Source organism: Bacillus sp. LR--39, from assembly GCF_053613335.1.
In genome coordinates this window covers 1-821 of record NZ_JBSIOT010000639.1, presented here as the reverse complement: position 1 = coordinate 821, position 821 = coordinate 1, and the positions used below count along the sequence as shown (strand labels likewise).

Here is an 821-nt window from a genome sequence, read left to right as displayed (position 1 = left end):
CGCTTCGGCAGAGGATACAGCCCGTGCTGCTGCGGCGGCGGGACTGGCGGAGCTGGTGGATAGCCTTCCTGAAGGATTAGAGGGGCGGATCGGGGAAGGCGGCCGGGCGCTCAGCGGCGGCCAGGCACAGCGTGTCGCGCTGGCCCGCGCCTTTTTGGGAAACCGTCCGATCCTGCTGCTGGATGAGCCGACCGCCCATCTTGATATCGAAACAGAATATGAAATAAAAGAAACGATGCTGGATTTATTTGAGGATAAGCTCGTCTTTCTCGCGACTCACCGCCTTCACTGGATGCTCGATATGGACGAAATTATCGTGCTTGACGGGGGCAGGGTTGCGGAAATCGGGACTCACAATGAACTGCTGGAGAAAAACGGTGTGTATACCAAACTCGTGAAGGCACAACTGGGGGAAAGAGCATGAAGAAAGAAGAATGGATTTTGCCGTATATCAAGCAAAATGCCCGCCTGTTCGTTCTGGTTATCTTTTTGGGTGCGGTGACGATTTTTTCTGCTGCTTTCCTCATGTTCACCTCAGGGTTCTTGATTTCTAAAGCGGCGACAAGGCCGGAAAACATTCTGCTTATTTATGTGCCGATTGTCGCAGTGCGCACCTTTGGGATTGCGCGCTCTGTGTCGCGATATGTGGAACGGCTCGTCGGCCATCACATCATTTTGAAAATCGTATCCGACATGCGCGTCCGCCTTTACAATATGCTTGAGCCGGGTGCTTTGATGCTGCGTTCCCGTTTTCGCACGGGGGATATGCTCGGCATTTTGTCTGAGGATATTGAGCATTTGCAGGATGCTTTCTTAAAAAC

General features: G+C 52.7%; 1 protein-coding gene and 1 pseudogene. Both read left to right on the top strand.

The annotated features are described in order from the left end of the window. A partial coding sequence (locus ACWHAR_RS25500) for an ATP-binding cassette domain-containing protein (RefSeq protein ID WP_452088237.1) occupies positions 1 to 424 on the top strand: 424 nt, incomplete at its 5' end. Continuing rightward, positions 421 to 821: pseudogene (locus tag ACWHAR_RS25495) on the top strand (amino acid ABC transporter ATP-binding protein); the annotation flags it as partial. The gene ACWHAR_RS25500 and the pseudogene ACWHAR_RS25495, both read left to right, overlap by 4 nt.